Source organism: Pseudomonas sp. RP-B7 (assembly GCF_059803535.1).
This window is the reverse complement of the sequence record NZ_JAPFHC010000041.1, coordinates 1-21,901: the sequence shown is the minus strand read 5'-3', so window position 1 is coordinate 21,901 and position 21,901 is coordinate 1. Positions and strand designations below refer to the sequence as shown.

The following is a 21,901-nucleotide window of genomic DNA, read 5'->3' as shown; positions in this document are numbered from 1 at the left end:
GATAACTGCGTAGGAAATTTCACAAGCTGCTAATTAAATGCGGAAGCGTCCTACCAGTGTTTGTAGGTAAATCCCTAGGCGTGCCAGCTCGGCGCTGGATGCGGCCGTTTCTTCACTGGCTGAAGAGGTTTGTTCGGACACGTCCCGCACGTTCAACACACTGCGGTTAATCTCTTCGGCCACGGCGCTTTGCTGTTCGGCGGCGGTGGCGATCTGCGAGTTCATCGCCTGGATGGTCGACACCGTGCGCGTGATGCTCGCCAGTGCGCTGCCGGCGCGGCGCGTCAGCTCGACACTGCTGTCGGTGAGATCGCGGCTGTTGTCCATGATGGTCGCGACCTGTTGGGTACCGCTTTGCAGGCCGACGATCAGTTCTTCGATCTCTTCGGTGGACTTCTGGGTGCGCAGGGCCAGGCTGCGCACCTCGTCGGCCACCACGGCGAAGCCACGCCCGGCTTCACCGGCACGTGCGGCTTCAATCGCGGCGTTGAGCGCCAACAGGTTGGTTTGCTGGGCCACGGACTTGATCACGTCGAGCACACTGCCGATCTTGTCGCTTTCGCGTTTCAGATCGCCCATGGCCACCGTCGAGTTGCCGACTTCGCTGGCCAGGCGTTCGATCTGGGCGATGGCTTCGCCGACCACTTTGTCGCCTTCGCGGGCTTGCTGGTCAGCAGCGACGGCGGCTTCGGAAGCTTCCTCGGCGTTGCGTGCCACTTCTTGCACGGTCGCGGCCATCTCGTTCATCGCGGTAGCGACTTGGTCGGTCTCGACTTTTTGGCTGTTGACCCCGGCGCTGGTCTGTTCGGTCACGGCCGACAATTGCTCGGCGGCGCTGGCGATCTGGGTAACACCGTCGCTGATGCCGCCGATCAGTTCACGCAGGCCGACGGTCATGCTCTGCATGGCGCGTTGCAGCTGACCCAGTTCGTCCTGGCGCGCGGAGTCGAGGTTGTGGCTCAAGTCGCCAGAGGCTACGCGCTCGGCGACCTTGAGGGTCTGGTTCAGCGGAATGATGATCTGGCGAGTGATGGCCCACGCGGCAATCAGGCCGAACGCCAGTGCGAGTACGGTGGCCAGTGCCAGCATTTGCTTGGCTTGGGCGGCATCGTTGTCACGCACCACGGTCTGGGACGCGGTGAGTTTTTTGCTGCGCTCGAGCAGGATGTCGCCTTGCTCGGCCATGATTTTCATGGCAGCGACGCTGGCAACCTGGGAGTCACGGTACTGGCTGACGGCGGCGCGGTAGGCTTGCAGCGAGACGCTGGCCTGTTGCAGGTTGGTCGAATATTGATCAGGGACCTGGCCGTTCAGGCTGGCGATTTTCTTCAGGGCGTTGTCGATGGCGTCCAGCGCAGGCTGCTCGGCTTCGACCTTGCCGCTGTAGGTGTAGCCGCGCACTTGGAAGCGCGCTTGCTGGATCAACTTACTCAGGTCTACCACGCTGTTGAACTGCGTGACGCTGTCGCCTTGCAGCAGGGCTTTCTCGATTTCGCCGACTTTGAGCACCGCGTTGTCGGCGGTATCGCCCAGCTTGCTGCGCGCATTTTCACGGTTTGCCCCGGCCTGGACCATGGCCTCGAATGCGCGGCGGTATTGCTCGACGGCGGCCAGTTGATCGTCCACCAGGAGGTTGTCGGCCGGCTGATCGATCATGCCGTCGGCGGTTTTCAGGCCGGCTTCCAGTTTCACCAGCAGCGCATTGACCGCCGCCGGGCCTTGTTCGCCGCGCCGCATTTCGTAGTCCAGGCGCGCCAGGCGCAAATCCTTGGTCAGTTCATTGACGCTGGAGATGAAACCCAGCTTGTCGCCACGGCTGATCACGCCACTCAGGCCGCTCCAGCCGGTGAAGGTAATCATGAGCGTGAGCAGTAACACCAGGCCAAAACCTACACCCAACTTGGATTTGACGCTGACATTCCCCAGCTTTTCGGCTAACCAACGATACATGCTGCGAACTCCCCTGGAACAAGGCTTGGACTTATTCAGGGTGTATCGGCCTGTGTCGGGGATTCTGTAGCGACGCGATCAGATGCCTGGGGGCGGGTCAGAACAGTCGGGCCAGGAGGGCGGTGACGGCGGTTTCGACGCGCAGGATGCGGGCGCCCAATTGCACCGGCTGCAAACCCGCCTTGGCCAGCAAGTCGACCTCGTAGGGAATCCAGCCGCCTTCCGGGCCGATTGCCAGGGTCACCGGTTCGTCCAGCCCACGCGGGCAGGCCGGGTAGTCGCCGGGATGGCCAATCAGGCCAAGGGTGCCAGCGGCCATGGCCGGCAGGCGATCCTCGACGAACGGCTTGAAGCGTTTCTCGATGATGATGTCGGGCAGCACCGTGTCCCGCGCCTGTTCCAGGCCGAGGATCAGTTGCTCGCGAATGGCTTGCGGCTCGAGGAATGGCGTCTGCCAGAAACTTTTTTCCACACGGTAGCTGTTGAGCAGCACCACCTTTGGCACGCCCATGGCCGCCACGGTTTGCAGGACTCGGCGCAGCATTTTCGGACGGGGCAGGGCCAGCAGCAGGGTCAGCGGCAGCTTGGCCGGCGGCGGCTGGTCGAAGCTGACTTGCAGTTCGGCCTCGCTGTCTTCCAGGCGTAGCAGTTGGGCATTGCCCATCAGCCCGCCGATGCGGCCCACCCGCAGGCTGTCGCCGACGGCTGCGCGGTGGACTTCCTGCATGTGCACCAAGCGCCGATCACGCAGCACCACACGGTCGGCCGCGATGAAGTCGGCGTCTTCCAGTAGCAGCAGGTTCACGGCTGGGTCGCTGGCGGCTGGTCGTCGTCGGCTGGCTGATCATCCGGGTGGTCGCCACGCTTGGTGATCAGGCTGCTGAACAGGATGCCGATCTCGAACAGCATCCACATCGGCACGGCCAGCAGGGTCTGGGAGAAGATGTCCGGTGGCGTGAGGATCATGCCGACCACAAAGCAGCCGATGATCACGTACGGGCGGATCTTCTTCAGGTACGCCACGTTGACCACGCCGATCCACACCAGCAACACCACGGCCACCGGGATTTCGAAGGCCACGCCAAAGGCGAAGAACAGTGTCATCACGAAGTCGAGGTAGCTGGTGATGTCGGTCATCATTTCCACACCGGCCGGTGTGGCGGCGGCGAAGAACTTGAAGATCAGCGGGAACACCAGGAAGTAGGCGAACGCCATGCCGGTGTAGAACAGGCAGATGCTCGACACCAGCAATGGCACCGCGATGCGCTTCTCATGCTTGTACAGGCCCGGTGCGATAAAGCCCCAGATCTGGTGCAGGATCACCGGGATCGCCAAGAACAGCGAGACCATCATCGTCAGCTTCAACGGTGTGAGGAACGGCGACGACACGTCGGTGGCAATCATCGTCGCGCCGGCCGGCAAATACTGGCGCAGGGGCGTCGAGACAAAGGTATAGATCTGCTGGGTGAAGGCGAACAGCCCGGCAAAGATGATGAAGATCGCCGCTACGCAACGCAGCAGGCGGGTACGCAGCTCGGTGAGGTGCGAGACCAGCGGCATGTGCTGGTCGTTTTCCGGTTTATCAGCGCTCATGGGGCTCGCGGCGGCAATGTAGGGTCATGGGGCGCGGGCGACGCAACGGGCGTCGGCGCAGGCTCGGTGGGCGCAACAGGTGGGGTCTGGGTGGTCGGTGCGATGCTCTGCTCGGCCACGGGCTCGAGCGGCTTGGCCGGCTCCTGTACCGGCGAGAGGATCTTGCGCGCCTCTTGCTCCAACGACAGGATATGTTCGTTGTGCAGTTGCCGACGGATCTCGTCGGCGCCGATTTCCCGTTCAACTTCCTGTTTGATCGCATTGAAACTGCGTTTCAGGCGGCCGATCCACAGGCCGGCCGTGCGTGCCGCACCGGGCAGGCGTTCCGGCCCCAGTACCAGCAGGGCCACGAGGCCGACGAGCAGCAGTTCAGAGAAGCTGATACCAAACATTAGTCAGTGCTCACGAGTCTTTGCGGGTCGGCTCTTCGACTTTCTCAGCCTGCACGTCGAAAGTACGACGCTCGGTGATCGGCTGGGTGGCCTGCGGGTGCACTGGCTGCGCCGGTGGCACTGGGTTGGCGGCCGGGTCGGCAGGTTTTTCGTCGTCGTTCATGGCTTTGCGAAAGCCCTTGATCGATTCGCCGACGTCCGTGCCCAGGTTCTTGAGTTTCTTGGTGCCGAATACCAATACCACCACCACCAGAATGACGATCCAGTGTTTCCAGTCAAAAATACCCATGCTGCAAATCCTCAGTAAAAGTTATTCAGGCGGACGGGCGCGATGCCTTTTCGGCATGCCCGGACAAGCCGAAACGACGGTCCAGTTCATCCAGCACGGCCTGCGGATGCTGCCCCAGTTGGGCGAGCATGACCAGGCTGTGGAACCACAGGTCGGCGGTTTCGTAGATCACATCGCTGCAGTCGCCGCTGATTTGCGCGTCCTTGGCGGCGATGATCGTCTCGACGGATTCTTCGCCGAGCTTTTCCAGGATCTTGTTCAGGCCCTTGTGGTAAAGGCTGGCGACGTAGGAGCTGTCGGCGTCCGCGCCTTTGCGGTCCTCCAGCACCTGGGCCACGCGGTTCAGGGTATCGCTCATGTCTAGTGTCCTGCGGAGTAGATGGCGTGCGGGTCTTTGAGCACCGGTTCGACAACCTTCCACTCGCCGTTCTCGAACACGCGGTAGAAGCAGCTGTGACGGCCGGTGTGGCAGGCGATGTCGCCGATCTGCTCGACCTTGAGGATCACCACGTCGGCGTCGCAGTCGATGCGCATCTCGTGCAGGGTCTGCACGTGCCCGGACTCTTCGCCCTTGCGCCACAGTTTGCCACGCGAACGTGACCAGTAAATGGCGCGCTGCTCAGTGGCGGTGAGGCTCAGGGCCTCGCGGTTCATCCAGGCCATCATCAATACGCGCCCGGTCTTGTAGTCCTGGGCAATGGCCGGCACCAAGCCGTCACTGTCCCATTTGATCTCGTCCAGCCAGTCTTTCATGTTCGGCTCCGGCAATTTGCGACAGTGTATAACCGGATCGGCTATCGGCGCACGATCAGATAAACGCCCACGGCGACCATGATACCGGCCGGCCAGTGGCCCAATTGATTCAACGGCCCGCCCAGGGCCAGCACAATGCCGCCGGTCAGGTGCGCGGCGCCGAGCAGGCGCAGGAACCAGTCGTCCTTGCGCTTGTGCCACGGCGGCGCTGGGTCCTTGGCGTGGGGCTGGGACATGCGCTCCAGCAGGTCGCGGGTCATGTTGGCCAAGTGCGGTAGTTGTTCGAACTGGCTGTGCAGATTGCCGATCAGGGTTTTCGGGCTGACCCGCTCGCGCATCCAGCGTTCGAGGAACGGCTGGGCGGTGTTCCATAGGTCGAGGTCCGGATACAGCTGGCGGCCCAGGCCTTCGATGTTCAGCAGGGTCTTTTGCAGCAGCACCAACTGCGGCTGCACTTCCATATTGAAACGTCGGGCGGTCTGGAACAGACGCATCAGTACCTGGCCGAAGGAAATGTCCTTCAGCGGTTTTTCAAAGATCGGTTCGCACACCGTACGAATGGCAGCTTCGAATTCGTTGAGTTTGGTTTCCGCCGGCACCCAGCCCGAATCGATGTGTAACTGCGCCACGCGGCGATAGTCACGCTTGAAGAAGGCGAACAGGTTGCGTGCCAGGTAGTCCTGGTCTTGCGGGGTGAGGCTGCCGACGATGCCGCAGTCGATCGCAATGTATTGCGGGCTCCACGGGTTGACGGTGCTGACGAAGATGTTGCCGGGGTGCATGTCGGCGTGGAAGAAGCTGTCGCGGAACACCTGGGTGAAGAAGATCTCCACGCCACGCTCGGCGAGCATCTTCATGTCGGTGCGCTGGTCGGCCAGGGTCGCGAGGTCAGTGACTTGCACGCCGTAGATGCGCTCCATCACCAGCACTTTGGGGCGGCACCAGTCCCAATACACCTGCGGCACGTACAGCAGCGGCGAGCCTTCGAAGTTGCGCTTGAGCTGGCTGGCGTTGGCGGCTTCGCGCAGCAGGTCGAGTTCGTCGTAGATGGTTTTTTCGTAGTCGGCAACCACGTCCACCGGGTGCAGCAAGCGCGCATCGGCGCTGAAGCGCTCGGCGGCGCGGGCGAGGATGAACAGCCACGCCAGGTCCTGGCCGATGATCGGCTTGAGGCCCGGGCGGATGACCTTCACCACCACTTCTTCGCCGCTCTTGAGCTGCGCGGCGTGGACTTGCGCCACGGAGGCCGAGGCCAGCGGTTCGACGTCGAAACGGCTGAACACGTCGCTGATCTTCTGGCCCAGCTGTTCTTCGATCAGCTTCATCGACTGCTGGGAGTCGAACGGCGGCACGCGGTCTTGCAGCAGCATCAGCTCGTCGGCGATGTCCTCGGGCAGCAGGTCGCGGCGGGTCGAGAGGATTTGCCCGAACTTGATAAAGATCGGCCCCAGGTCCTGCAACGCCAGGCGCAGGCGCGCGCCACGGCTCAGCTCCAGCTTCTTGCGCGGGAACCAGCGCCACGGCAGCACATAGCGCACCGCCAGCAGGAACCACGGCAGCGGCAGGGCGAACAGCAGGTCATCGAGTTGGTAGCGGATTACGACGCGCTGGATACGGAACAAACGGCGGACGGCGAGCAGCTTCATGCGTTATCGCTTGGATCAAGGGAACGGCTCAGGCGCTCGAAGCGTGCCTCAAGGCGTTCCAGGTCGATTTTGGCCTTGTCGAGTTCACGAAAGCGCGCTTGCGCTTCCCGTTGTCCGACCAGGGTGCGCGATTCTTCGCTCAGGTATTCGGCGAGGTTCTGGTTGAGGCTGGCGAACCCTTGCTGATACCACCGCGAACGGCTGCGCAGGTGCCCGCTGATCAACTGGGTGGCCACCGGGCCGATCCAGCGTGACAGCTCGTATTCCCAATCCAGCTCCAGGTCTTGCAACACGGCGGCCAGGTCCATCAGCACCGAACTGTCGCCTTCCAGTTCGACTTCGGTGCTGTGCAGGATCGCGGTCTTGTTGCGGCTCAGGGCCAAGTGCAACAGGCTGGAGGCCGGCGCACGCAGGGTGCAGTCGGCATCACAGGCCCAGGTGCTGGCGAGCAGCAGGCCTTCATCGCTGGGCAGGATAAACAGCTGCACGGCGGGGCTGCGGCAATCGACGGCAATCACCTTGCCGGTCAAGTGCGCGAGCCGCGCCAGGGCGGTGCTGTCCAGGCGCAGCACACGGTTGAGGCCGTGCTCAACGCTGGCGAGAAGGCCCTGGAGCAGCATCAGGGCTTGATGCCGCGGTGCAGGGCGACGATGCCGGACGTCATGTTGTGGTAGGTCACGCGGTCGAAACCGGCTTCTACCATCATCGACTTCAGGGTTTCCTGGTCGGGGTGCATGCGGATCGATTCGGCCAGGTAGCGATAGCTTTCGGCGTCATTGGTGATCAGCTTGCCCATCAACGGCATGAAGGCGAAGGAATAGGTGTCGTAGACCTTGGACATCAGTGCGTTGGTCGGTTTGGAGAACTCCAGCACCAACAGGCGGCCGCCCGGCTTGAGTACGCGCAGCATCGAGCGGATCGCGTCTTCTTTATGGGTCACGTTGCGCAGGCCGAAGGCGATGGTCACGCAGTCGAAATGGTTGTCGGGGAACGGCAGCTTTTCAGCGTCGGCCTGGACGAATTCGATATTGCCGGCCACGCCTTTGTCGAGCAGGCGGTCGCGACCGACCTTGAGCATCGAACCGTTGATGTCCGCCAGTACCACCTGGCCGGTGGGGCCGACGAGCTTGGAGAACTTGGCTGCCAGGTCGCCCGTGCCGCCGGCGATGTCCAGCACGCGATTGCCGGCGCGCACGCCGGACAGCTCGATGGTGAAGCGCTTCCACAGGCGGTGCATGCCGCCGGAGAGCACGTCGTTCATCAGGTCGTACTTGGCCGCAACGGAGTGGAACACCTCAGCGACTTTTTCCGCCTTTTGGCTTTCCGGGACGTTCTTGAAGCCGAAGTGAGTGGTGGGTTCGGCATCGCTGCCTTTGCGCTGATCAGTCATATCGCTGTCACCAAAAGAGAATGCGGCACATGATAATCCCCAAGGCCTGCTTTGTCTTGGCAAGGCTCAATCTGTAGTGAGCGGGCTTGCCCCGCGCTGGGTGGCGAAGCCGCCCCCCGCAAGGACGCCTGGGAGTTTCAGAAAGACCGCGTTGCCTGGGTTTGGGGCGGCTGCGCCACTCAGCGCGGGGCAAGCCCGCTCACTACAGATTGTCGAGTTGCGTATAGGTAAGATGGATGGTCACCGAGACCTTTTGCCGCATCGAAGGTATCCAAACCGCAATAAAGAGGAGTCATTGCAATGGCCCGTATTACCGTTGAGCGTGCACATTCCCTGGGTAAAGAAGGCGCTCGGGCAAAGGCCGAGAAGTTGGCGCATAAACTCAAGGAGCAATATGGCCTGGAGCCATCGTGGTCTGGCGATACCTTGAACCTCAAGCGTTCGGGGGTTAAAGGCACGGTATTGGTTGCAGATGATTCGTTGCGTATTGATGTGGAACTGGGCCTGTTGATGTCGGCCATGAGTGGCACCATCAAGTCCGAAATCGAGAAAGCCCTGGATAAGGCATTGGCGTGATCCGAGTGTTCTAGGGTGCCGATTCTAATTTTTCCTCCTACTTTGTGCCCAAGCCCTCAACTCCTGCGGGCCGTTCCTCCACCCTATTTCGCGTGAGGTGCACCATGGCCAAAGTTATCTTGAAGAAAAAAATCGATGCCCCGACTACTGCCCTGAGCGAGGTTAAAACCTACGCCCGCAAGATCTGGCTGGCGGGCCTTGGTGCGTATGCCAAGGTTGGAAGCGAGGGCAACGAGTACTTCAAGGAACTCGTCAAGGCGGGTCAACATATTGAAAGTAAAGGTAAAAAAGTTGCAGTTGAACAACTTGACGCCGCCAATAGTCAGATTGACCAAGTAAAGAGTAATGTCTCCTCTGTCAAAGGTCTGGTAGAAGTTCAGCTGGATAAAGTTGAAAAAGCTTTTGATACTCGTGTTGCAAGTGCCTTGAATCGAATCGGCATTGCGTCTAAACATGACGTGGAGACACTCTCTGCTAAGCTCGAAGAGCTGACGGCATTGCTCGAACGTGTCGCGCGTAAACACTAAGGAGACATCGGGATGGCTGTTCAAAAGAAACCTCAGAAAGAAGGCAGCTCGTGGGTCGGGAAAGTTGAAGAATATTCCCGCAAAATCTGGCTGGCTGGTTTAGGCGTTTACTCGAAGATCGACAGTGACGGCAGCAAACTCTTCGAGACTCTGGTTAAAGACGGCGAGAAGGCCGAGAAAGTAGCCAATAGCGCAGTTGGTAAAAAAGTAACTGCCGCCAAGGCAACTGCCGGTTCGCGTATCAGTGATGCGAAGAAACAAGTACTGGGTACTTGGGGCGAACTGGAAGGGGCTCTGGACAAGCGCCTCAACAGTGCCATTTCGCGTCTGGGCGTGCCGAGCAAGGCTGAAGTCAAAGCGCTGCACAGCAAGGTCGATACCCTGACCAAGCAAATCGAAAAACTCACCGGCGCCAAAGTGGCTCCAGTGAAAGCCGCCGCCAAGCCTGCCGCTAAAACAGCGGCTGCCAAACCGGCTGCAAAAACCGCCGCCAAGCCGTTGGTGAAAGCGGCTGCCAAGCCTGTGGCCAAGGCGCCGGCAAAAGCCGCCGCCAAGCCAAAAGCCGCCGCCAAGCCAGCGGCCAAAACGGCCGCTGCTAAACCTGCTGCCAAGCCAGTGGCTGTTAAAGCCGCCGCCAAATCCGCTGCAAAGCCAGCGGCGAAACCTGCGGCTAAAACCGCTGCCGCCAAACCTGCCGCCAAGCCAGCAGCTGCTAAACCCGCCGCTAAACCGGCAGTGGCCAAGCCAGCCGCGAAGCCTGCTGTCAAGAAGCCAGCGGTCGCCAAAAAGCCCGTCGCACCGAAGCCAGCTGTCGCGGCCAAGCCTGCCACGGCGCCTACCGCTTCGACCGCCAACTCGGTGTCTGCTCCGACGCCTGCGGCAACCCCGACTGCAGCGCCGGCAACCCCGACGCCATCCAGTCAGTCCTGAGTTCTACACGGACACAAAAATGCCCGTCCTGCAGAGGCCGGGCATTTTTTTGTTTGTGGCCAAGCGCTCGGCCCATGTGTGCGTCAGTTATAAGTGATTGAAATGGTGACAGTGCTGTCCACCGTTCCCTGAGCAAGGGGGGCCGTGTTTTTCTGGTACGCGGCCTCAACGCTCAGGACTGCCTGTTTGCTGGCTGTCGCTATTGTGCGGCTGCGCTGGATGGGGATGCCCATGGCGTACATCACCGTTTTTTCAGTGGGCGTCCCCGCCCTTATTCGCACGGCAACGCCCTTCGCCGTTCCCGTGCTGGCAAATATCGCCGGTATGAGCGTATCGGGAGTGCCGGTAAACAGGAACGTTACATTCCGGATGTCCGATTCGCATTCGGCGGTGATGTCGAATTCCGTTGCTCCAATAACGCTGATGTCATCGAAATCCGACACTTTGACCGTTGGTAGGGTGATAGTGCGGTTCACGTCTTTGGCCGCCAGGTTACACGTTCCAGCATTGATCTGGCCGGCAAAGCGTAACGTGCCTGTCGTGGCCGCCTGGGCAGCAGGAATGGCCAGGCTTGCACTGATTGCCAGCAGTAGGGGAAGGGGTCGGACGTTCATGGGTACTCCCAGGTTTTAGTTGTAAGTGATGTTGACAGTGGCGGCGTTGAACAGCCTGTCTTGGCTGACCGTGCCGTTCTTGTGATAAACCGCGCTGAGTGGCAAGACCGCGCGATTGCCGGAAACGGTCACCGTGCGCGCGTTGTCGGTACTAGGCGAGATGGTTCGCTGGACCCCATCGATGCGTGAACCGAACCACAGGGTTACCCCAGCCGTACTGCCGGTGTTGGCGAAGAGCACGTCGCGGGCTCGTACCGAGGTGAAGTGAGGTCACGCTTCATCTTCTGTTCTGTTAATGAAATGGACGGGGGGTGTAAGGCGTAACCGACCCTCCCGGCCGGATGAAGGTGGCCAGGCAGCCAGGCTGTGGTCAGTTGTAAGTAATGGAAACGGTTGCCGTGCTATCCAGGGTGCCTTGGGTGATCGCCTTGCCGGTTACGTGGTAGGCCGCCCACATCGGCAGTACGGCCTTGTTGCCGCTTGTCGCAATCGTTCGGCTGCGGTCGGCAGGGGAGCCATTGGCAGGGAAGGTTGCTCCGCTTCTCAGCCAAAGTGCCGTGCCACCCGAGGTGCCGACGTTGGCGAATAGCAGTCCGTTGTCAACGGATGGCGTACCGGTGAGTAGGAAAATCACGTTGCGGATGTCGGATTCGCATTCTGCCGTAATCTCGAAATTCATTGCTCCCGTGAAAACGGCCGAATCAAAATCCGAAATCTTGACCGTGGGCAATGTAACGGTGCGGTTTTCATCGCCGGCAGCCAGGTTGCACGTGCCGGCGTCGACCTGGCCGGCAAAGCGTAACGTGCCTGTCGTGGCCGCGTGGGCAGCAGGAATGGCGAGGCTTGCAGTGATTGCCAGCAGTAGGGGAAAGGTTCGGATGTTCATGGGGACTCCCAGGTTTTAGTTGTAAGTGATGTTGACGGTGGTGGTACTGGCCAGCGTGCCTTGGCTGACCGTGCCGTTCTTGTGATAAGCCGCGCTGAGCGGCAAGACTGCGCGATTGCCCGAGACGGCAAGCGTGCGAGTGCCATTGGTACTGATGGTCTGGGGAACGCCGTTGATGCGCGAGTACAGCCAGAGGGCCACGCCCCCGGCGGTGCCGGTATTGGCAAACAGCAAACTGTTGCCTGGGGCGGGCGTGCCGGTAAACCGAAAGGTGACATTGGAGGCGTTGGTGCAGGTGGCGGTCAGGTCGAAGTTGTGCACGCCTGCGGAAACCACGTCTTTCAAGTCGCCGACTTTTATCGGGGGCAGGGTGATGGTGCGATTGACGTCACCGGCTGCCAGGTCGCAGGTGGCTGCGGGCCTGACAAAGCGTACAGGGCTGCCGAGTTGTAGACGGAAACGCTCTGGAGCGATAACCCAGGTCTTTTCCCAGAACATGCCGCTCGGTACTGTCCCGCTGGTCACAGGGCCGATTTTGTAGAAGGTGGCCTCCGCTGAGGTGAAGCTGGGAATTTTCCCGTAAACCTGTTGGTAACCTTGGTTGTACAGTGCGAAGGCGGCGGGGCCGCCGCCGGCCCACGTCATCGTAATGCGCAAGCCGATGCCTGGAACCTCGGTGTGGTAGGCGCCGGTAGCCGGGTCTTGCAGGCGTGAATATCTTCCAAACACTCCGGTGGGGGTGGCAACGGTGCAATTTGCAAAGTAGGCGGGAGCCGTACCGCTGAAGGCTTGGCGAGTGATGACACTTCCGACGGGAAGGCTGTCCGGGACCGTGATGTTCGCGGGCAGGTTCAAGGTGAACGTGTCATTTTGAAACCTGTCGCACCTCGCTTGGGCGGCGATCGGCATGCCAAGCGCAAGTAGTGTCGAAGCCAGCAGGATGGGGGACTTCATCTTCATGTCCTGTAATCAGAAGAGGTTATTGGGAACCGCGGGCGCGAGGTGCGCGCCCGCAGGATCAGCCACGTGTGTTGGCAGAGCACGTGCCAGCATTCAGATGACGTAAACGCGGTGTCGCATCTCCCACCGGGTCTTTCTGCAGGCCGTATTGCAGGCGGCAAGAGGCGTCGTCATTGCTGCCCCACTTGACGGTCAACAGCCCCTGATCCTTCGCAACGCGCACAAACGCTTTGCCGCCCTGGCCAACAATGCCCACGCTGGCGCCATCCTCATCGAACACATCCGAACCGAACGGCAGCGGGCTGCCATCCTCACGCTGCGCCGTGATCAAGAGCGCCTGGCCGCTGACCGTATCGAACTGCAACTTCACCACCGACCCGGCGCGCGGCGCGATGTTTTGTGCGGCGGTCTTGAGCTCCACATCCACGGACAAGTCCTTGGGGTCCAGTTCCACCACGTTCTGGCGGTAAGGCGTGAGGTGGGGCACCACGGCGTAACCGCTCTTGCCGACCTGGGCGCTGTGGTTGCCATTGATCCGCGCGCCCTGTGCACTGGGAGCCTGGACGATGCCGATGGTGTCGCCGAGCTCCGGGGCGAACGTCACGCCTCCCGAGTGAGCGACGATGCCGCCGGTCATGCCGAGGGACGTTGCGCGGTAGCTGTTGCTCTGGCCATACCCTGCGGACAGCACGCCATGGCTCGCCTGATATTTCACGTCGGCGCTCAGGGCGTTGTCACTGCCCTGGGTCCTGCTGCTGCCCACGCCGTAGCTGAACTCGTTGCGCTCACCCAGGGTGCCGCCGAGGTTCACACGTTCGCCGCTGCTTTGATTACCGCGAAAGGCTGTGGTGGTCAGGGTCGGCGAGCGAGCATCCCTGCCCAGTGGCAGGCTCAGGGTCAGATCCACTCGCTTGTCGATCCTGTCGCTCAGCAAGTCCTTGGTGCGCTGGGCGCTGAGGGTGTAGTGCATGCCCCGCCAGCTACCGGTGTAGCCTGCGGTGAAGGTCAGGTTGCCGCTTGCGCGGTTCCAGTAGTTCTGCGAAGAGCCGGTGAGGTAAACCGAGCTGTTGCCCAGGCTCTGGTTGAGGCTGATATCCATTCTGTCGCGCAGGCGTGACAGGTTGTCCAGGCTGCGCCCGTCGATGGCCAGGTCGCGCACCCTCGCGGCGTCGGCGATGCTCAGGAAGCCTTGCGTGGAGTACCGATAGGCACCGAGGGCAAAGTGAGTGCCGGAATCGGTGAAGTTCTTGCTGTAGCGCAACTGCACGCTTTGCCCGTCCCGGGACCCGTGGCCGGGCAGGTTTGCGTTCGAATTGGTCAAGTCGAAGGACAGCGCGCCAAACGGGGTATTGAAGGCCGTCCCCAGTAACTGCGAATGATAGTCCTCACCCACCACCGCCCCTGTGTAGCCGGTCAGCAGATTGTTGAGGCCGTGCTGGTAGGTCGCCTGCATCAGTTTGGGTGGATGGTTCAGGCCGATTTCATCCAGCAGGCCGACGCTCAGTGAATAGCGGCTGTAGCCCGCACGCAGCAGGTTGGCGTTGGCGGCAAACGGCACGATGAATTCGCGCTGGCGGCCATCGGCCTCGGTGACCGTGACAGTCAGGTCACCCCCATAGCCCGTGGGGAACAGGTCGTTGAGCACAAACGGGCCGGGGGCCACGGAGACTTCATCCAGCAACACGCCACGTTGGCGCACGGTCACGCGGGCATTGGTCTCGGCGACACCACGCACCACAGGCGCAAAGCCGGTCATGGAATCCGGCAGCATCCGGTCATCGCTGAACAGGCTGGCACCGCGCAGGCGCACGCTGTCGAACAGCTCGCCCGGGGTGTAGATCTCGCCCACCATCATTTGTGAGCGCAGCGGGCTCAGTTCGCGTTGCACATAGGTGCTGCTGCTTTGATAACCCGAGGCGGCGTCGGTCTGGCTGAAGCTGCCGTTATGACGCAAATGCCAGTCACCCAGATTGAGCCCGGAGTTCAGGCCCAGGTAATGGGAGTTGATCGAGCGGCCGTTCGTGCGTGTATTGAAGGTGTTGACGTTGTAGCGTGCGAAGGCCGCATTGATGCCGCTGTCCCAGTGTTTCGGGTCGACATAGCCGCGTGCTGTACGTGCCATGTAGATCTGTGGAACCTGCAGTGTCAGGCGGTTTTCGCCTGAGTCGAAATGGCTGGTACTGCCTGGCAGGTAGGTTGAAATATCCTCGCAACCGGCAAACTCGGGAATCGGCGCCTGGCCGTCCTCGATGGGTTGTTTTTGCGGTGCGTCCAGGTCGATGCCGAACCTGAGCAGTGCGTCACGCTCCAGGCACATCTGTGCCGAGTCCTGGCCCTCGACCGCGACGAAGGACAACGTTTCGCGGCCAATCCACTGACCGTTGAGGTAGACGTCGCTGCGGTAGTTGCCGGGCAGTACGACGTTGCCCTGGCTGAATTTTGAAATATCGAGCTGCTGGCCACCCGTGCCATCCGGAAAGAAGGCCGGGTTGAACTCGACATTCTCCACCGCGTGGGCGGCCATCGAGTGTGCTCCGCCGAGCAGCAACAAGCTCTGCGCCGTAAGCTTCAGCCGATGACATGTCGGGGACCAGTGTCTTGCTCTGGCAGGCGTGTTCAAGCTCATGTTTACCATTTCCAAAAAAAGTGCTGTCCGAATTCGGGCAAGGGGAGGCCCTGCCCAGGAAAAAGGGCATCCAACAGGTGTGTCCGGGGTTGGAGAACTACGGTGTCGGGCTGGCCAGGTCGGTCATTTCGAGACCTTGGCGCTGTGGGAGATCCTTACGCCAAAGTCGTCAAGCGTCTGGAACTCCACCGTGGTCGCAGCCCCCGGCGGTGACTTGAGGCTGGGCAGTTCAAAGCGATTGCGGCCGCCAGGCGCCACCATGTTTTCGGCACCAGAGAGTGCGGCCTTGCGTGTATGGCGCAGCTTTGCCTCCAGCACGTCGATCTGGTCGAAGGTCACGTGGTAAGGCGTGGGGTTATAGACCTCCAGGATTTGGCCGCGCTCGGTCGATTCATGGCGCCATTGCAGTTTTGCCGGCGCGGCGTCGACCCCATAGGGCAGGTTTGGCGGGCGCAGGAACAGCTTGATCCGGGAGCGAAAGGCCAGCTGCAGTTGATTGGCTTGCTTGGCGTCCTGGGACTGTGCGGGTACCTCCAGCAGGTTGAACCAGAACAGGCTTTCCTGCTTCGCCGCCAGGTTGTCGCCCGTATACGCCAGGCGCACCACCTGTTGCTTGCCTGGCTCCATGCGAAAAATCGGGGGAGTGGCGATAAAGGGAATTACGGCCAGATCCGGAGTCGAGTGTTCGTCACCGCTGTCCAGCCAGGCCTGGATCAGTACTGGCGCCTGATTCTTGCTTTCCAGCCTGACGGTGACTTCCTTGTCGTTCTGCGGATAGATGATCCGTGTACTGTTGATTACCACGCTCGCATGCACGGACGTGGCGCCAAACAACGCGAATGCCCATGCCATGAACGGGAATGACAAAGACGAGATAAAGATCGATTTCATGGGCGAGATCATCTGGCGACTGAAGGAGTAAGACTGGCCGAGTGGCGCACCCGAGCGCCGAAGTCGCTCACGGTGGTGAACTCCACTTTCGGTGTGCCGTTGGGGCGATCACGCAGCAGCGGTAGCGCAAACCGTTTCACGTCACCGGCCGGCATCAGCAGACTGTCGTTGGCTTCCTTGTTGGGTGCTTTGCTGAAGCGTCTTCCTTCGCTCAGCAAGTCAACCGAGGTCAGGGAAATATGGTATGGCGTCGGGTTGGTCGCTTGCAGGGCATACCCCTGCTCGTGAGGCACCAGCTGCCATTGCAGTTTCGATGGTGCGCTGGCCACTGGATAGGGCAGTGCCGGCGGGCGCAGGAACACACGCAAACGGGTCCGGAACGCCAGTTCTATCTGGTTGTTTTGCTCGGAATTGGCTGAGCGGGGTGGCACCTCCAGCACATTCAGCCAGTACAGGCTTTCGCGATCGTTGGGCGCTGTTTCACCCAGATAGCGCAGGCGCAGGGCTTGCTGCTGGTTCGGCTCGATACGAAAGATCGGCGGCGAGAGGGTAAAGGGCGTCTGCGCCGTCGCGGGTGTCGAGCGCGCATCGCCGGTATCCAGCCAGGTTTGGACCAGTGCCGGACGGTCGCCCTTGTTCTCCAGGCGCACCACGACCTCCTGCTGTTCAGCCGGAAAGATCACACGTGTGCCATAAATAATCACGCCTGCATGGGCGGTTAGCGCTTGTAGCGTTAACCATCCAAAGGCACAGGTGGCAAGCACTCGGCAGGCCATTTTTTTCATAGTCTCGCAACTCTTCGGATCGGGGAGGGACCTGCGCGTTTAAGGCAGGTCCGTTATAGACAAGGCATGCTTGTGCGCAGGCCCTGGCCCCTTAGTCGGCGTACACAACCATAAAACCTACGCGCGTCTTGACCGTACCCTCGGTAGCGGGGGCAGTGGCATACATTTGCGCGGCCAGCGGGATGACAGCCTGGTTGTCGGCGATCACCACACCTTCGGATTTTTCGGTGTAGACGTTGATTGGGGAGCCGTTGCGGTTGGTGACTTCCACCTGTACGTTCTTGGCGTTTTCGGTGTCATCGGGGTTGTCGTAGCCGTCGATGTTCAGTCGGCCGGTTGCTACGTCGATGGCCGGACTGGTGGGGTCGAACGCAACCATTGCGGTGCGGCCGTTGGTGCAGCTGCCTTCACCCGGTGCGCCGATGCGGATGGTGAAGCCAGTCAGGTTGGCACGGTCGCCAGGTTTCGCCAGGCGCGCAGCCGAGACTCCGCCCAGGTTGACGTCCTTGACCACAGCGCCCGTACCGGGTGCCGAACCTTCGATGGTGCAGGTTGTATCGTTGACCAGTCCGCTGAAGTTGATGGTGCCGTCATTGGCGGCATGGGCGGTTTGCGAGATGGCCGCGGCCAGGGCAATAGCAGCAAGTGTAGGCAGAGTATTGAATTTCATAGTATTCCCGATCATGAGTTTTCAGTATGTCCCGTCATTTTGCTAGTTGGCGGGCGGGGCATAATGTGTGCGGGAAAAAGAAAACTGCCTATAGAGAAGTCGCGAGTTTTATCTCGTGATAATTCGAAAAATGCGCTATTCAATCAAAATTGTTGCATTGACTTTGCGGTGTAAGACGCCACTGTAAGGCGCACCTGAAAGAACCGTCCTTATTATTTTCCCGTGTTGATCCACAGGTGTGGGTGGGATATACCGTGTTCGCTATAAGCTAGAGAGTTTTTGGTTGTTCTCACTTAACGGGTTTTTTGATGCCTACTTCTTCTTCCAATACGCATACCCTCATGTTGCTTGATGATCATGAGATGGTTCGACAGGGGATCGAACTAGGGCTGGCCAATGAAGGCGACTTCGATGTGATCGGCTCCTTCGGGACGGGGCGGGAGTTGCTGGAGGCACTTGCACGGCGCCCGGCGGACATAGTGATCATGGACTTTATCCTCGGGCCATCGGACATTGATGGCCTGACCCTGATCCGCGCGTTAAGCCGGCGTTTCAAGCAGTGCAAGCCTATTGTGGTGTCGTCGCACTACACCCCCGCAAGCGTTTCGTTGGCCTTGAAAGCTGGAAGTTGGGGGGTGCTGGGCAAGACCCAGAAGATGACTGAATTGATCGCGGCCATCCGCACCGTCGCCCAGGGGCGGATTTACCTGCAGCCTTGTATGTTATCGGCCATTCAAGGTATGCAACCCATTTCTGAGGGGGAGAACATAAAGACCAAACTTGAGTTGTCATCACCGTTTCGCTTGAACGCTTGTCTTACGCCCAAAGAGCAGGAAGTATTGCGTTGCTTTCTCGATGGCATGTCGGTGAATTCAATTGCAGCAAAGTTTTCGCGCAGTGCAAGTACCATCAGTACGCAGAAACAGTCGGCCTATCGAAAGCTGGGAATCAAAAGCGATAGCGAGCTTTTCAAGTTTACTCGGCAGTTTGGTGAGCCCAGTTAATGAGCGGTTTGTAAGAAGCATCTGTAGTTAGTGGCATTTAACTAGGGGGCATCTACATACTGTAGTGCCAATCTTTCGGTCGCCTGTCGCGCCGGTGGTAACAGATGCGGTGCGACCAGCATCATGATCTGGTAGACAACCACTTGTACTTCGCCTTCTCGGTCGAGAATCCGTTGGTAATCCAGGGAAAACAACAGGGTCATGGTGATCTGCTCCACCAGTTGGCCCAGTGCCTGGGTGCCACTGACCAACTGCCCGCCGGCTTTCAACCGGGCCAGCAAAGAGGCGAGGGTGCGCTTGAGCGCCGTCAACAGGTTGCGAATGCCCTTGGCCAGCTTTGGCAGGCGCCCGGCCAGGTTTGACAGGTCCTGGAACAGAAACCGGTAATGAGCCATGCGCTCGACGATCAGGTGCAGGAACAGCCAGTAGTCCTGGGGCTCCAGCTGCGCATCCGCCGGCGGGTCGAGCAACGGCGCCAGCTCATTCTGGAATCGTTCGAACAGCCCGAGCACCAGCGGCTCCTTGCCATGGAAGTGGTAGTAGAGGTTGCCGGGGCTGATCCCCATTTCATTGGCCACCTCCATGGTCGATACGTTCGGTTCGCCCTTCTGGTTGAACAGGTGCAGGGCGCATTCAAGGATACGGTCGCGGGTCTTCATCCAGTCTTCTTAATCTGATCGTTGGGCTCAGCGCACCCGCACATAAGTGCCAGGTGCCGCCTCCATCGGTGGGTAATTCTGGTTGCCCAGGGCGGTCAGGGTTTCGCGTTGCACGCCGGAGCGCTGTTGGACCCACTCCAGCCATCGCGGCCACCAGCTGCCGTCGACATGGTTGGCGTCGTAGTACCAGGCGCGTGGGTCGCTGCTCAGCTTGGGGTTTTCGACGTAGTTGGCCTTGGGGTTGCCCGGCGGGTTGAGGATGCTCTGGATATGCCCGCTGTTGGACAGCACGAAGCGCCGCTCGCCGCCCAACAGCTGGGTGGAGCGATACACCGCATCCCACGGCGTGATGTGGTCGTTGATCCCGGCCACGCTGAAGCTGTCCACCGTGACCTTCTGCAAATCGATCGGCGTGCCGCACACCTCAAGGCCACCGGAATGGCTCAGCGGGTTGTGCTTGAAAAAGTCCAGCAAGTCGCCATGCAGCGCGGCGGGCAGGCGCGTGTTGTCGTTGTTCCAGTACAGGATGTCGAAGGCCGGCGGTTCCTTGCCCAGCAGGTAGTTGTTGATCCAGTAATTCCAGATCAGGTCGTTGGGACGCATCCAGGCAAACACCTTGGCCATGTCGCGGCCATCTAGCACGCCTTGCTGGTAGGAGCGGCGCTTGGCCGCTTCCAGGGTCTGCTCGTCGACAAACAAGGTCGCGGGGCTGTCGATCTGGCTGTCGAGCAGGCTCACCAGGTAGCTGGCGCTGGAGACGCGCCGCAGCTGGCGCTTGGCTTGCAGGTGGCCTTGCAGCGCGGCGATGGTCAGGCCGCCGGCGCAGGCGCCCATCAGGTTGACCTCGCGGGCGCCGGTGATCGCGCGGCATACGTTGAGCGCTTCTTCCAGCGCGGCGACGTAGGTGGACAGGCCCCATTCGCGATGCCGCACATCCGGGTTGCGCCAGCTGACCATAAACGTCTGCAGGCTGTTTTTCAGGGCGTACTGCACAAAGCTGTTGGCCGGGCTCAGGTCGAAGATGTAGTACTTGTTGATTTGCGGCGGCACGATCAGCAGCGGCTTGGCGTACTGCTTTTCGCTCATGGGCTTGTACTGGATCAGCTCCAGCAGCTCGTTGCGAAACACCACCGCGCCGGGGGTGGTGGCCACTGTCTTGCCGACCTCGAACGCTTGCTTGCTGACCTGGCGCGGCAGGCCGTTGTTGTGCAGCAGGTCTTCGAACAGGTTGGTCACGCCGCGCACCACGCTGTTGCCACCGGAGTTGAGCAGCTCCTTGATGGCCAGCGGGTTGAGCAGGGTGTTGGAGGGGGAGACCGCATCGTTGAGCAGGGAAAAGACGAAGTGCGCGCGGGCGCGGTCATCGGCGCTCAGGGAGAGGTCGTCGATCCAGTGACGGGTCTGTTTCTGCCAGCTCAAGTAGGCCTGCAGACTGCGGCGGTAGAAGGGGTTGAGTTTCCAGGTGGGATCGCTGAAGCGGCTGTCTTTGGGGTTGGGCTCATGCATGGTTTCGCCCAGCAAAACGCGGCCCAGTTGCCCGCTCAACGCCCAGGCATGCCGGGCGGTGTGCACCGGGTTGCGCAAACCGTGGGCGGCCACGCTGCGCAGGGTCGAGAGCAAGTCCCGCCCCCTGAGGCCGGTGATCGCATTTTGCGCATTGATAAACGCGGCCGGGGTGGGCGCCGGGTCTGTCACGGGTCTTTCTCGCATGAGCCAACACTCCTTCGTCAAGCCATCAAACGGGCACGCCAATTCAGAACCTTAGTCGGTTCCTGGCAAGTTGCGCGGCGGTGTGTCCTTACACCGCCGGGCGTGGATGAATCACCGCACGCATGCGCTCCTCTTCAAGAAACTTCATGATGATCGGCGCCACGGCTTCGGCCCGGGTGATCAGGAACAGGTGGCCGTCATCGATGATGTGCAGCTGTGCGTTGGGAATGCGCCAGGCGAGCATGCGCATGTTGATCAGCGGGATCAGCGGGTCGTCGTCCCCCGCCAGCACCAGGGTCGGCTGGCGGATCTTGTGCAGCCAGTGGATGCTGGTCCAGCCCAGCCCGGCGAACAATTGCCAGTAGTAACCGAGCTTGCCGGCCGAGCGCACTTTGCTCGCATGTTCGGCGGCGAGTTTTGAATCGCGGCGGAACGAGCCGCCATAAATCATCGGCGCAATGCGCACCACGTGGGACGGCTGGATATACCGGCGCGGGCTGGCCATCAGCCATAACACCTTCGGTTTGCCCGGCACCATCACCGCGCCTGCCGCCGTGGCCGCCAGGATCAGCTTCTTGCAGCGCTCCGGGTAGTCGTAGGCAAATTGCTGTGCCAGCGCGCCGCCCCAGGACACGCCCACCACGCTGACCTGGCCGTAGTCGAGGTAATCGAGCATGCGCGCGGTGAGCTTGGCCAGGCCGGGAAACCGGTACGGTCGCTTGGGCGTCGACGAACCGCCCACTCCTGGCACATCGAAGGCGATCACTTCGAGGTCTGGGTCCAGGGCCTGGACGAACGGAAACACCAACTCAAGGTTGGCACCGATGCCATTGAAGATCAGCAGCGGCGTCAAGTGAGGCTTGCCCGGGCGCACCGCCGTGCGGATGGTCTGGCCATCCAGGTCGATGGTACGGAAGATGAACGGTTGCGGCATGCTCAAGCCCTGTGAAGTGTTACTGCCGGAATGCAGTCTGAATGTGGGAGCGGGCTTGCTCGCGAATGCGGTGCATCAGTATCAGATGTGCTGACTGACACACCGCATTCGCGAGC

At 60.7% G+C, this 21,901-nt stretch carries 25 protein-coding genes and 1 pseudogene; 4 read left to right on the top strand and 22 right to left on the bottom strand.

The features are described 5' to 3' along the window. Window positions 1–33: 33 nt before the first annotated feature. The 11 genes and pseudogenes from OPU96_RS26015 to ubiE form a co-directional block, all read right to left on the bottom strand. Window positions 34–747 carry a methyl-accepting chemotaxis protein gene (locus OPU96_RS26015; protein WP_412547873.1) on the bottom strand — a complete coding sequence of 238 codons (714 nt, stop codon included), beginning with the start codon at window positions 745–747 and terminating at the stop codon, window positions 34–36. Window positions 748–891: 144 nt separating this feature from the next. Beyond that, a pseudogene (locus tag OPU96_RS26010) lies at window positions 892–1,860 on the bottom strand (methyl-accepting chemotaxis protein); the annotation flags it as partial. 187 nt (window positions 1,861–2,047) lie between these two features. Further along, a complete protein-coding gene (locus OPU96_RS26005; RefSeq protein ID WP_226455524.1) occupies window positions 2,048–2,755 on the bottom strand; it encodes a 16S rRNA (uracil(1498)-N(3))-methyltransferase in 708 nt (235 codons plus the stop codon). After that, window positions 2,752–3,543, bottom strand: a complete 792-nt coding sequence (gene tatC / locus OPU96_RS26000; RefSeq protein ID WP_017738833.1) for a twin-arginine translocase subunit TatC — start codon at window positions 3,541–3,543, stop codon at window positions 2,752–2,754. Before tatC ends, OPU96_RS26005 begins: the two co-directional genes overlap by 4 nt. Then, the gene (gene tatB, locus OPU96_RS25995) at window positions 3,540–3,935 is read right to left on the bottom strand and encodes a Sec-independent protein translocase protein TatB (protein WP_498559952.1); all 396 of its coding nucleotides are present in this window, start codon (window positions 3,933–3,935) and stop codon (window positions 3,540–3,542) included. Before tatB ends, tatC begins: the two co-directional genes overlap by 4 nt. A 10-nt stretch (window positions 3,936–3,945) precedes the next feature. Next, window positions 3,946–4,224 (bottom strand): twin-arginine translocase TatA/TatE family subunit, encoded by a 279-nt coding sequence (locus OPU96_RS25990; protein ID WP_003171180.1) that lies wholly within the window; start codon window positions 4,222–4,224, stop codon window positions 3,946–3,948. 25 nt (window positions 4,225–4,249) lie between these two features. Next, window positions 4,250–4,582, bottom strand: a complete 333-nt coding sequence (locus OPU96_RS25985; protein ID WP_003209299.1) for a phosphoribosyl-ATP diphosphatase — start codon at window positions 4,580–4,582, stop codon at window positions 4,250–4,252. 2 nt (window positions 4,583–4,584) lie between these two features. Further along, window positions 4,585–4,977, bottom strand: a complete 393-nt coding sequence (gene hisI, locus OPU96_RS25980) for a phosphoribosyl-AMP cyclohydrolase (protein ID WP_012721796.1) — start codon at window positions 4,975–4,977, stop codon at window positions 4,585–4,587. Between the two features lie 41 nt (window positions 4,978–5,018). Beyond that, window positions 5,019–6,623, bottom strand: a complete 1,605-nt coding sequence (ubiB, locus tag OPU96_RS25975; RefSeq protein WP_498559951.1) for a ubiquinone biosynthesis regulatory protein kinase UbiB — start codon at window positions 6,621–6,623, stop codon at window positions 5,019–5,021. Beyond that, window positions 6,620–7,243, bottom strand: coding sequence for a ubiquinone biosynthesis accessory factor UbiJ (locus OPU96_RS25970; RefSeq protein ID WP_192298363.1), 624 nt, complete (start codon window positions 7,241–7,243; stop codon window positions 6,620–6,622). The genes ubiB and OPU96_RS25970 overlap by 4 nt, the downstream gene beginning before the upstream one ends. Then, entirely contained in the window at window positions 7,243–8,013 is a 771-nt protein-coding gene (gene ubiE, locus OPU96_RS25965; RefSeq protein ID WP_060754560.1) for a bifunctional demethylmenaquinone methyltransferase/2-methoxy-6-polyprenyl-1,4-benzoquinol methylase UbiE, read from the bottom strand. Before ubiE ends, OPU96_RS25970 begins: the two co-directional genes overlap by 1 nt. A gap of 300 nt (window positions 8,014–8,313) precedes the next feature. Here ubiE and OPU96_RS25960 point away from each other — a divergent pair, with 300 nt between their 5' ends. The 3 genes from OPU96_RS25960 to OPU96_RS25950 all read left to right on the top strand — a co-directional run bounded on the left by OPU96_RS25960 (window position 8,314) and on the right by OPU96_RS25950 (window position 10,046). After that, complete coding sequence (locus OPU96_RS25960) at window positions 8,314–8,589, top strand: polyhydroxyalkanoic acid system family protein (protein WP_053140503.1); 276 nt, start codon at window positions 8,314–8,316, stop codon at window positions 8,587–8,589. A gap of 104 nt (window positions 8,590–8,693) precedes the next feature. After that, on the top strand, window positions 8,694–9,116 hold the full coding sequence (locus tag OPU96_RS25955; protein WP_226455525.1) for a phasin family protein: 423 nt from the start codon (window positions 8,694–8,696) through the stop codon (window positions 9,114–9,116). Between the two features lie 12 nt (window positions 9,117–9,128). Further along, window positions 9,129–10,046 carry a phasin family protein gene (locus OPU96_RS25950; protein ID WP_226455526.1) on the top strand — a complete coding sequence of 306 codons (918 nt, stop codon included), beginning with the start codon at window positions 9,129–9,131 and terminating at the stop codon, window positions 10,044–10,046. 83 nt (window positions 10,047–10,129) lie between these two features. On the opposite strand, the gene OPU96_RS25945 is transcribed toward OPU96_RS25950, so the two are convergent. The 8 genes from OPU96_RS25945 to OPU96_RS25910 all read right to left on the bottom strand — a co-directional run bounded on the left by OPU96_RS25945 (window position 10,130) and on the right by OPU96_RS25910 (window position 17,478). Next, window positions 10,130–10,660 carry a fimbrial protein gene (locus tag OPU96_RS25945; RefSeq protein ID WP_226455527.1) on the bottom strand — a complete coding sequence of 177 codons (531 nt, stop codon included), beginning with the start codon at window positions 10,658–10,660 and terminating at the stop codon, window positions 10,130–10,132. 15 nt (window positions 10,661–10,675) lie between these two features. Continuing rightward, window positions 10,676–10,900 carry a tudor domain-containing protein gene (locus tag OPU96_RS25940; protein WP_329959605.1) on the bottom strand — a complete coding sequence of 75 codons (225 nt, stop codon included), beginning with the start codon at window positions 10,898–10,900 and terminating at the stop codon, window positions 10,676–10,678. A 130-nt stretch (window positions 10,901–11,030) separates the two neighbouring features. Further along, the gene (locus OPU96_RS25935; RefSeq protein WP_498559950.1) at window positions 11,031–11,546 is read right to left on the bottom strand and encodes a fimbrial protein; all 516 of its coding nucleotides are present in this window, start codon (window positions 11,544–11,546) and stop codon (window positions 11,031–11,033) included. Between the two features lie 15 nt (window positions 11,547–11,561). Next, window positions 11,562–12,500, bottom strand: coding sequence for a fimbrial protein (locus tag OPU96_RS25930; RefSeq protein ID WP_226455529.1), 939 nt, complete (start codon window positions 12,498–12,500; stop codon window positions 11,562–11,564). Window positions 12,501–12,564: 64 nt separating this feature from the next. Further along, on the bottom strand, window positions 12,565–15,132 hold the full coding sequence (locus OPU96_RS25925) for a fimbria/pilus outer membrane usher protein (protein WP_305391913.1): 2,568 nt from the start codon (window positions 15,130–15,132) through the stop codon (window positions 12,565–12,567). Window positions 15,133–15,255: 123 nt separating this feature from the next. Beyond that, a complete protein-coding gene (locus OPU96_RS25920; protein WP_370694877.1) occupies window positions 15,256–16,023 on the bottom strand; it encodes a fimbrial biogenesis chaperone in 768 nt (255 codons plus the stop codon). An 8-nt stretch (window positions 16,024–16,031) separates the two neighbouring features. Then, window positions 16,032–16,808, bottom strand: coding sequence for a fimbrial biogenesis chaperone (locus tag OPU96_RS25915; protein ID WP_226455531.1), 777 nt, complete (start codon window positions 16,806–16,808; stop codon window positions 16,032–16,034). A 91-nt stretch (window positions 16,809–16,899) separates the two neighbouring features. Beyond that, a complete protein-coding gene (locus tag OPU96_RS25910) occupies window positions 16,900–17,478 on the bottom strand; it encodes a fimbrial protein (protein ID WP_192298354.1) in 579 nt (192 codons plus the stop codon). Window positions 17,479–17,786: 308 nt separating this feature from the next. Here OPU96_RS25910 and OPU96_RS25905 point away from each other — a divergent pair, with 308 nt between their 5' ends. Next, window positions 17,787–18,482, top strand: a complete 696-nt coding sequence (locus OPU96_RS25905; protein WP_226455532.1) for a response regulator transcription factor — start codon at window positions 17,787–17,789, stop codon at window positions 18,480–18,482. Window positions 18,483–18,523: 41 nt separating this feature from the next. Here OPU96_RS25905 and OPU96_RS25900 read toward each other — a convergent pair whose 3' ends face one another. The 3 genes from OPU96_RS25900 to phaZ all read right to left on the bottom strand — a co-directional run bounded on the left by OPU96_RS25900 (window position 18,524) and on the right by phaZ (window position 21,785). After that, entirely contained in the window at window positions 18,524–19,141 is a 618-nt protein-coding gene (locus tag OPU96_RS25900; RefSeq protein WP_192298353.1) for a TetR/AcrR family transcriptional regulator, read from the bottom strand. Window positions 19,142–19,168: 27 nt separating this feature from the next. Then, window positions 19,169–20,851: a class II poly(R)-hydroxyalkanoic acid synthase gene (phaC, locus tag OPU96_RS25895; RefSeq protein ID WP_305391914.1), complete on the bottom strand. Its 1,683-nt coding sequence runs from the start codon at window positions 20,849–20,851 to the stop codon at window positions 19,169–19,171. An 88-nt stretch (window positions 20,852–20,939) separates the two neighbouring features. Next, window positions 20,940–21,785: a poly(3-hydroxyalkanoate) depolymerase gene (phaZ, locus tag OPU96_RS25890; RefSeq protein ID WP_017738853.1), complete on the bottom strand. Its 846-nt coding sequence runs from the start codon at window positions 21,783–21,785 to the stop codon at window positions 20,940–20,942. Between the last annotated feature and the right edge of the window lie 116 nt (window positions 21,786–21,901).

Excerpts from the sequence above, each read along its gene's own strand:
- hisI (WP_012721796.1), bottom strand. The coding sequence starts at position 4,977 with ATGAAAGACTGGCTGGACGAGATCAAATGGGACAGTGACGGCTTGGTG.
- phaZ (WP_017738853.1), bottom strand. The coding sequence starts at position 21,785 with ATGCCGCAACCGTTCATCTTCCGTACCATCGACCTGGATGGCCAGACC.
- OPU96_RS25935 (WP_498559950.1), bottom strand. The coding sequence starts at position 11,546 with ATGAACATCCGAACCTTTCCCCTACTGCTGGCAATCACTGCAAGCCTC.
- OPU96_RS25960 (WP_053140503.1), top strand. The coding sequence starts at position 8,314 with ATGGCCCGTATTACCGTTGAGCGTGCACATTCCCTGGGTAAAGAAGGC.
- ubiE (WP_060754560.1), bottom strand. The coding sequence starts at position 8,013 with ATGACTGATCAGCGCAAAGGCAGCGATGCCGAACCCACCACTCACTTC.
- phaC (WP_305391914.1), bottom strand. The coding sequence starts at position 20,851 with ATGCGAGAAAGACCCGTGACAGACCCGGCGCCCACCCCGGCCGCGTTT.
- OPU96_RS25905 (WP_226455532.1), top strand. The coding sequence starts at position 17,787 with ATGCCTACTTCTTCTTCCAATACGCATACCCTCATGTTGCTTGATGAT.
- OPU96_RS25990 (WP_003171180.1), bottom strand. The coding sequence starts at position 4,224 with ATGGGTATTTTTGACTGGAAACACTGGATCGTCATTCTGGTGGTGGTG.
- tatB (WP_498559952.1), bottom strand. The coding sequence starts at position 3,935 with ATGTTTGGTATCAGCTTCTCTGAACTGCTGCTCGTCGGCCTCGTGGCC.
- OPU96_RS26015 (WP_412547873.1), bottom strand. The coding sequence starts at position 747 with ATGAACGAGATGGCCGCGACCGTGCAAGAAGTGGCACGCAACGCCGAG.
- OPU96_RS25920 (WP_370694877.1), bottom strand. The coding sequence starts at position 16,023 with ATGAAATCGATCTTTATCTCGTCTTTGTCATTCCCGTTCATGGCATGG.
- OPU96_RS25950 (WP_226455526.1), top strand. The coding sequence starts at position 9,129 with ATGGCTGTTCAAAAGAAACCTCAGAAAGAAGGCAGCTCGTGGGTCGGG.
- ubiB (WP_498559951.1), bottom strand. The coding sequence starts at position 6,623 with ATGAAGCTGCTCGCCGTCCGCCGTTTGTTCCGTATCCAGCGCGTCGTA.
- OPU96_RS25915 (WP_226455531.1), bottom strand. The coding sequence starts at position 16,808 with ATGAAAAAAATGGCCTGCCGAGTGCTTGCCACCTGTGCCTTTGGATGG.
- OPU96_RS25925 (WP_305391913.1), bottom strand. The coding sequence starts at position 15,132 with ATGAGCTTGAACACGCCTGCCAGAGCAAGACACTGGTCCCCGACATGT.
- OPU96_RS25945 (WP_226455527.1), bottom strand. The coding sequence starts at position 10,660 with ATGAACGTCCGACCCCTTCCCCTACTGCTGGCAATCAGTGCAAGCCTG.
- OPU96_RS25910 (WP_192298354.1), bottom strand. The coding sequence starts at position 17,478 with ATGAAATTCAATACTCTGCCTACACTTGCTGCTATTGCCCTGGCCGCG.
- OPU96_RS25955 (WP_226455525.1), top strand. The coding sequence starts at position 8,694 with ATGGCCAAAGTTATCTTGAAGAAAAAAATCGATGCCCCGACTACTGCC.
- OPU96_RS25970 (WP_192298363.1), bottom strand. The coding sequence starts at position 7,243 with ATGCTGCTCCAGGGCCTTCTCGCCAGCGTTGAGCACGGCCTCAACCGT.
- OPU96_RS25985 (WP_003209299.1), bottom strand. The coding sequence starts at position 4,582 with ATGAGCGATACCCTGAACCGCGTGGCCCAGGTGCTGGAGGACCGCAAA.
- OPU96_RS25900 (WP_192298353.1), bottom strand. The coding sequence starts at position 19,141 with ATGAAGACCCGCGACCGTATCCTTGAATGCGCCCTGCACCTGTTCAAC.
- OPU96_RS25930 (WP_226455529.1), bottom strand. The coding sequence starts at position 12,500 with ATGAAGTCCCCCATCCTGCTGGCTTCGACACTACTTGCGCTTGGCATG.
- tatC (WP_017738833.1), bottom strand. The coding sequence starts at position 3,543 with ATGAGCGCTGATAAACCGGAAAACGACCAGCACATGCCGCTGGTCTCG.